Origin of the sequence: Fundidesulfovibrio soli, from assembly GCF_022808695.1 — a bacterium.
GTDB lineage: Bacteria > Desulfobacterota > Desulfovibrionia > Desulfovibrionales > Desulfovibrionaceae > Fundidesulfovibrio > Fundidesulfovibrio soli.
On the sequence record NZ_JAKZKW010000014.1, the window covers coordinates 20893 to 27668 of the forward strand.

A 6776-nucleotide genomic window follows, 5' to 3' on the forward strand; every position below is an offset into this window, starting at 1 on the left:
CTCACAGGGGCTGATTATTCGGCCTTCAGGCAGGAGCCTACGCCCGATCAGTCACTTGGGCAACTGCGGCCGCCAGCGGAGGAGCGCACGCTCCCCCGCCGGCGGCCGCCGGATCAGACGATGCGATCAGGGCATCAGCGGGGCCAGCTCCAGCCCGGCGCGGAGATCGAGGCCAAGCATGAGGTTGGCGCAGGCCAGGGCCTGGCCGGAAGCGCCCCTGCAGAGGTTGTCGATGGCGCTGCAGACGATGAGGCGGTTGGTCCGGGGGTCGTGCACCAGGCCGATGTCGCAGAACATGGTTCCGCGCACGTGGCGGGTTTCGGGCAGGCTGCCCTGGGGCAGCACGCGCACCCAGGGGTGGGGGGCGTAATGCTTCTCATAGAGGGCCTGCACCTGCTCCGCCGACACCTGCCCCTTGGGCTTGGCGTAGATGGTGGAGTGGATGCCCCGGTTGATGGGCAGCAGGTGCGGGTTGAAGGAGACGACCATCTCCTCCCCGGCCACAGCGCCGAGCTCCTGCTCGATCTCGGGGGTGTGGCGGTGCTTGGCCAGGTTGTAGGCCCGGAAGGTGTCCGAGACCTCGCAGAACAGCGTGCCCACGGCGGCCTTGCGCCCGGCCCCTGAGGTGCCGGACTTGGAGTCGCAGACGATGTCCTGCGGGGAGATGATCCCGGCTTCAAGCGCGGGCCACAGCCCCAGGATCACCGAGGTGGGGTAGCAGCCGGGGTTGGCCACCAGCCGGGCCTTGGCGATCCTGTCGGCGTAGCGCTCGGGCAGGCCGTAGACGGCGTCCTCGATGAGCCCCGGGTGGCGGTGCTCCAGGGCGTACCACTGGGCGTAGACGGCCGGGTCGCGCAGCCGGAAGTCCGCCGAGAGGTCCACCACGCGCAGCCCCGCATCCAGCAGCTTGGCCGCCGTGTCCATGGCCGCGCCGTGGGGCACCGCCAGGAAGACCAGCTCGCAGGCCTTGGCCAGGTCCGCGGGGTCGGGTTCGGTGATGGTCAGCCCGTCCAGGCGCGTGCCGCGCACGAAGGGGTAGATCTGGGCCAGGCTCTTGCCCGCCTCAGCGCGGGACGTGGCCCGCGTCAGCTCCAGTCCGGGATGCATGGCCAGCATCCGGGCAAGCTCCATGCCCGTGTAGCCGGTGACGCCCACCAGCCCGACAGGTATCCGAGTCATATCCTTCCTCCTCGCGGCGTTTGGCCGGCCGCGCTCAGGGTCGTTGTGCGGCCCCGGCATCCGCGCCCCCGCTCCGGGACGCCTCAACGGGGGAACATTTCATCGTCCCTGAACGGGACGTCCAGGCTTTCTGAAATCCGGCACGGGTGAGCGGGAAACATACAAGGCGCGCCCCCGCGGCGGCGGGCGGCGCGGCGCATCGTGGCGATCGGGCGGGGCGGGCCGTGCGGCCCTGCCCTACCCGTTTTTTCGCACGTAGAGCATCTTCAGGTGGCCGAGCATCTGCGTGAGCTGGCTCGACTCCTCCGGGGTCAGGTTGCCCCGGGTCTTCTCTTCAAGCATGGAGAGCGTGTCGATGGTGTGCTTGGCCAGGGGTTTGTTCAGGCCGCTCGCCCCCGACTCGGGGTCGGGCATCTCGCCCAGGTGCACCATGGCCGCGGAGGCCATGGAGTAGGCGAAGGTGATGAAATCCACCTGGGGCAGGCAGATGCCCTCGTAGTCGGCATGGCCGTCGGGGCAGCCCGAGCACTTGTCGTCCTGCGTCATGGGGTATGCTCCTTAAACATATGCGCTATCAAAGCGCCGGACCTTGGGCCAGAGCCTCGGAATAGGCGGTCATGGCCTGTTCCAGCGGGTCCGTGCAGCCCACGTATCCGCCTGCGGCGGCGAAGGCGGCGCGCAGGGCCGCCAGACCGGCCAGCACGTCGCCGAAATCCACGTAGCCCATGTGACCCAGGCGCACCACCTGGTTCTTCATGTGGCCCTGCCCGCCGGCCAGCACCACGCCGTAGTCGGCCGAGGCTGTCTTGAGCACGGCGGGACTCTCAACGCCCAGGGGCATTTTGATGGCGGTCAGGCCCCAGGTGAAGTCCGTCTTGGCGAGCAGTTCCAGCCCCATGGCCCTGGCCCCGGCGCGGGCCATCATGGTCAGGGCCCACTGCTTGCGCATCATGTTCTCCAGGCCGAACTCCCGGAACAGGCGCAGGCTCTCGCGCAGGCCCACCAGCAGCCCCACGGCCGAGGTGAACATGGTCTGGTTGGCGGCGATCTTGGCCCGCTCGCCTTTGAGCTGAAAATAGAAGTTGGAGGGGCGCACCGTGTCGCACTTGGCCCAGGCCTTGTCCGAGAGGGCCACGAAGGCCAGCCCGGGCGGAAGCATCAGCCCCTTCTGGGAGCCGGTGAGCAGGCAGTCGATGCCCCAGGCGTCCATGGGGCAAGGGGAGATGCCCACGGCGGAGATGCCGTCCGCCACCAGGAGCACGTCGCGCCCCGCGGTGATCTTAGCCAGCTGCCTGATGGGGTGCAGCACGCCGGTGGAGGTCTCCGAGGCCTGCACGCACACGCCCTTGATGGACGGGTCGGCGTCCAGCGCGGCCTCCACGGCGGCGGGGTCCACGGCGGTGCCCCACTCCACCTGCAGGCGCACGGGCACCTGACCGTGCATGTCGGCTATCTCGCCCCAGCGTTCGCCGAACTTGCCGCCCTCGATGCAGAGGATCTTCTCGCCCGGGGCGAAGAGGTTGGTCACGGCGGCGGCCATGGCACCGGTGCCGGATGCCGCCAGGGGCATGACTTCCTGGGTGGTCTGGAAGAGGTATTTGAGCCCCGCGCGCACATCCTCCATCACGGGCAGGAAGTTGGGCTTGCGGTGGTGGATCATGTCGCGGGCCATGGCCAGCCGCACTTCCTCCGGAAGCGGCGTGGGGCCCGGGGTCAGCAGTCTCGGTTTGTTGAGCATTCTTGCTTCCTCGCTGGGCGGCTTTTACAACAAAGCGCCGTCCATTGCACCCATTTTGCCAAGTGGGCGGAAACAGGCATTTTACGGTACACTTTCAGCAGAGCTTGGGGTAGGTTTCCGCCACAGAACCCCGCCGACCAGGAGCGCACATGACCACCACAAAAATCATCGCCACCCTTGGCCCGGCCTCCATGTCCAAGCAGTCCATCAAGGAACTGGCCCTGGCCGGGGCCACCATCTTCCGCCTGAACTTCTCCCACTCGGTGGCCGCCGACTTCTTGCCCGTGATCAAGGCCATCCGCGAGGTGGAGTCCGAGCTGGGCCTGCCGCTCACCGCCCTGGGCGACCTTTGCGGCCCCAAGACCCGCATCGGCGAAATCGAGAACGCCCCCCGCCAGGTGAACAAGGGCCAGACCCTGCTGCTGGGCCTGCCGGACGAGACCCCCGGAGGCGACAAGCTCTTCATACCCCTGGACGTGCCGGCCCTGCTGGAGGGCCTCCAGCCCGGCATGCCCGTGAACCTCTCCGACGGGATGCTCCAGTTCACGGTGACGAGAACCGTCAAGCAGGACAGGCTCTACGAGATCCAGGCCCACAACGCCGGGATGCTGGCCTCCCGCAAGGGCATCGCCTTCCCGGGCAAGCACCACGCCCTGCCCGCGCTCACCGCCAAGGACATCGTGGACCTGCACGAGGGCATCGACGCCGGGCTCAACGCGGTGGCGCTCTCCTTCGTGCAGAACGGCGACGACATCCGCCACATCAAGGACGAGATCGCCCGCCACGGCGTCTGGATTCCCGTTGTGGCCAAGCTGGAGCGCCAGAACGCGGTGGACCGCCTGGACGAGATCCTGGCCCTGACCGACATCGTCATGGTGGCGCGCGGCGACCTGGGGCTGGAGTGCCCCATCTCGCAGCTGCCCATCATCCAGAAGCGCATCATCCGGGCCTGCCGCCACGCCCAGAAGCCCGCCATCGTGGCCACGCAGATGCTTCTTTCCATGGTCAAGAACCCCATCCCGACGCGGGCCGAATCCACGGACGTGGCCAACGCCATCATGGACGGGGCCGACTGCGTGATGCTCTCGGAGGAGACCGCCGTGGGCGACTACCCGGTCAAGGCCGTGGAGTTCATGCGCGAGATCTCCGACAACGCCGTGCAGTACTACCTGGAGCGCATCCAGGGGCCCTACGCGCCCAAGAAAGAGAAAAACCCCTCGAAATACCTGGCCTATTCAGCCTGCATCCTGGCGGACAACGCCGAGTCCAAGGCCCTGGTCAGCCACTCGACCTCCGGGGTCACGGCGCGCCTGCTCTCCTCCCGACGGCCCGCGCTGCCCATCTACGCCCTGACGCCCGACGAGAAGATCATCCACAACCTCAACTTCGTCTGGGGCGTGGTGCCGCGCCTGATCGAAGCCTCCGCCGAAAGCCACTCCCGCAGGGCGGAGCGTTTCGTGGCCGAGAGCCCTGACTTCGCGCCGGGCGAATCGGTGGTCATCACCTCGGGCCAGCCCACCCCGGGCCAGACCGAGCGCTTCACAAACCAGATCAAGCTGTACTACAAATAAGCCGACGAACGGGGGCCGCAAGGCCCCCGCCCTGTATCGGAGCCCCCATGGACATCCCCCTGCTGGAGCGCCGCGCCGTGGAGGCGGGCATCTTCCTGGCCATGTACCGGAGCCTGCTGGCCCGCATGGACCAGGCCCAGGCCCTGGATGCCGTGCGCGCCGCCGTGGAGTCCCTGGCGGCCCAGGCCGGGCGCGAGTTCGCGGCCCTGGCCCCGGGCGGCCCAAGCTTCGGGCATTTCAGCACCGTGCTCGGGCTGTGGCAGGGCTCCGGGGCGCTGGAAATCGAAAACGTCGCGCAATCCGAACGCGAACTGCGTTTCACCGTGACGCGCTGCGCCTACGTGGAGCGCTACAAAGCCATGGGCCTGCCGGAAGTGCTGGCGGGCCTGTTGTCCTGCGCGCGCGACCTGCCCTTCGCCCGCGCCTATTCCCCGCACATCGGCATGGAGCGGCCCGAGATCCTGGGCAACGGGGGCTCCTGCTGCCGTTTCCGGTTCATATGGAGTGAGTGATGCCTGTACGCGCTGTCGTTTTCGACCTGGATGGAACCCTCATCGACTCCCTGGAGGACCTCGCGGACGCCTCCAACACGGCCCTGCAAGGCATGGGGCTTCCGGCCCACCCCGTAGAGAGCTACAAGTTCTTCGTGGGCGACGGCATGCGCACGCTGATGCAGCGCGCCCTGCCCCAGGAAGCCCAGCACCGCCTGGACGAGGCCGTGGAGGCCATGCGCCGCGAGTACGACCGCAACTGGAAGGACAAGAGCCGTCCCTACCCCGGCATACCCGAGCTGCTGGACGCCCTGACGGCCAAGGGTCTGCCCCTGGCCGTGCTCTCCAACAAGCCCGACGACTTCACCCGCCTGGTGGTGCGCGACCTGCTTGGGCGCTGGAACTGGGCCGCCGTCATGGGCGAGGGTGAATTTCCCAAGAAGCCTGATCCCGCCGGGGCGCTGGCCCTGGCCGCCCGCCTCGGGCTGGACACGGCGGACCTTGTGCTGGTGGGCGACACGCCCATGGACGTGCTCTGCGCCAAAAACGCGGGCATGGCCTGCGTGGGCGTGACCTGGGGCTTCCGGCCCAGGGCGGACCTGGAGGCGGCGGGCCAGCGGGTGTTCATCGACAGGCCCGAGGAGCTGCTGGGCCGGCTGTAGCACCGCCCGAGCCCCGCGGTTGCCGTTGCGTCAACACCAGTCAGGACGTATTCACCCCAGCGGCATGGCTTCACACCTCATCACCGGACCAGACATGGAACCTTCAGCTTGCAACCTCTGCGGCGGGCGCGCCCAGCAGTTCATGGCCCGCCTGCACGGCCGCGACCTCCTGCGCTGCGGGCAGTGCGGCCTGCGCTGGTATCACCCCACCCCGACGAAAGCCGAACTCAAGGACCTCTACGCCGCGCAGGAATACGTCGCCGCGGAATACTTCACCCTGGAGGACGACCTCCAGACCAACCATTACCAGCACATGCTCCAGGCTGCGGACACCGCTGCGCGGCGGTTTCCCGGCGGCAAGGTGCTTGAGATCGGCCCCGGCGCGGGGCACTTCCTCCAATTCTGCTCCAGCCGGGGGCTCCAGGTGGAGGCCATCGAGTTCTCACAGCCGCTGGCCCAGTCCATCAGGGAGAAATTCGGGTGCGTCGTGCGGGAGGACCCCCTGGAGGAATGCGGGCTGCCCGACGGCAGTTTCCAGGTCGTGGCCGCCTTCGACCTTCTGGAGCACGTTCAGGACCCTGCGGCCCTGCTGCGGGAGATATGGCGCGTGCTGGCTCCCGGCGGCCTGCTGTTCCTGAGCACCGTGAGCACGGACAACCTGCTGGACCGCGTTGGCGCGCTGTTGCACAGGCTGGGCCTGAGCGCGCCGCTGGCCAAGCTCCACCCTCCCTATCATCTGTATTACTTCAACAAGCCGACGATCAAACGCTCCATCGAGCAGGCCGATTTCGCCATCGAAGCCCTCGTGCAGGAGAACTACGACTCCAGGAAGGCCACCTCGAGCCTGCCCGCGCGGCTTTTCCTGGAGGCCGTATACGCCCTGCACGACATGAGCGGTGACAAGACCAACTTCTACGCCACCTGCCGGAAGCAGACACGCGACTGAGCCGCCAGCGGACGCTGCCGCCCTGGGTGTCCGAAAGCCGGCCGGCTCCGCACTTGCCGCATCCCTGCTGGCACTCCAGCCCTCGATTGAACACAAACGCGCCGCTGCGTCCGGATGTTCCGGCCGCAGCGGCGCGTTCACACAGGCCTCCCCGCCCGCAATTGAGTGTGATTTGTGAACCCGCTGTGC

General features: G+C 67.9%; 7 protein-coding genes. 4 read left to right on the forward strand and 3 right to left on the reverse strand.

The genetic code is table 11. The annotated features are described in order from the left end of the window. Nucleotides 1–126: 126 nt before the first annotated feature. The 3 genes from argC to MLE18_RS12300 form a co-directional block, all read right to left on the reverse strand. On the reverse strand, nucleotides 127–1179 hold the full coding sequence (argC, locus tag MLE18_RS12290; protein ID WP_243439097.1) for an N-acetyl-gamma-glutamyl-phosphate reductase: 1053 nt from the start codon (nucleotides 1177–1179) through the stop codon (nucleotides 127–129). A 237-nt stretch (nucleotides 1180–1416) separates the two neighbouring features. Further along, nucleotides 1417–1725 carry a DUF1844 domain-containing protein gene (locus MLE18_RS12295; RefSeq protein WP_243439098.1) on the reverse strand — a complete coding sequence of 103 codons (309 nt, stop codon included), beginning with the start codon at nucleotides 1723–1725 and terminating at the stop codon, nucleotides 1417–1419. Nucleotides 1726–1753: 28 nt separating this feature from the next. Continuing rightward, complete coding sequence (locus tag MLE18_RS12300; protein ID WP_243439099.1) at nucleotides 1754–2917, reverse strand: pyridoxal-phosphate-dependent aminotransferase family protein; 1164 nt, start codon at nucleotides 2915–2917, stop codon at nucleotides 1754–1756. 149 nt (nucleotides 2918–3066) lie between these two features. Between MLE18_RS12300 and pyk the strand changes: the two genes are divergently transcribed. The 4 genes from pyk (at nucleotide 3067) to MLE18_RS12320 (ending at nucleotide 6587) form a co-directional block, all read left to right on the forward strand. Beyond that, entirely contained in the window at nucleotides 3067–4488 is a 1422-nt protein-coding gene (gene pyk / locus MLE18_RS12305; protein WP_243439100.1) for a pyruvate kinase, read from the forward strand. A 47-nt stretch (nucleotides 4489–4535) separates the two neighbouring features. Further along, entirely contained in the window at nucleotides 4536–5000 is a 465-nt protein-coding gene (locus MLE18_RS12310; protein WP_243439101.1) for an L-2-amino-thiazoline-4-carboxylic acid hydrolase, read from the forward strand. After that, entirely contained in the window at nucleotides 5000–5641 is a 642-nt protein-coding gene (locus MLE18_RS12315) for an HAD family hydrolase (protein WP_243439102.1), read from the forward strand. Before MLE18_RS12310 ends, MLE18_RS12315 begins: the two co-directional genes overlap by 1 nt. A gap of 94 nt (nucleotides 5642–5735) precedes the next feature. Continuing rightward, nucleotides 5736–6587, forward strand: a complete 852-nt coding sequence (locus MLE18_RS12320) for a class I SAM-dependent methyltransferase (protein ID WP_243439103.1) — start codon at nucleotides 5736–5738, stop codon at nucleotides 6585–6587. Nucleotides 6588–6776: the final 189 nt, after the last annotated feature.

Bases quoted from the DNA above. Each gene is read 5' to 3' on its own strand.
- argC (WP_243439097.1), bottom strand. From the start codon at position 1,179: ATGACTCGGATACCTGTCGGGCTGGTGGGCGTCACCGGCTACACGGGC.
- MLE18_RS12295 (WP_243439098.1), bottom strand. From the start codon at position 1,725: ATGACGCAGGACGACAAGTGCTCGGGCTGCCCCGACGGCCATGCCGAC.
- MLE18_RS12300 (WP_243439099.1), bottom strand. From the start codon at position 2,917: ATGCTCAACAAACCGAGACTGCTGACCCCGGGCCCCACGCCGCTTCCG.
- pyk (WP_243439100.1), top strand. From the start codon at position 3,067: ATGACCACCACAAAAATCATCGCCACCCTTGGCCCGGCCTCCATGTCC.
- MLE18_RS12310 (WP_243439101.1), top strand. From the start codon at position 4,536: ATGGACATCCCCCTGCTGGAGCGCCGCGCCGTGGAGGCGGGCATCTTC.
- MLE18_RS12315 (WP_243439102.1), top strand. From the start codon at position 5,000: ATGCCTGTACGCGCTGTCGTTTTCGACCTGGATGGAACCCTCATCGAC.
- MLE18_RS12320 (WP_243439103.1), top strand. From the start codon at position 5,736: ATGGAACCTTCAGCTTGCAACCTCTGCGGCGGGCGCGCCCAGCAGTTC.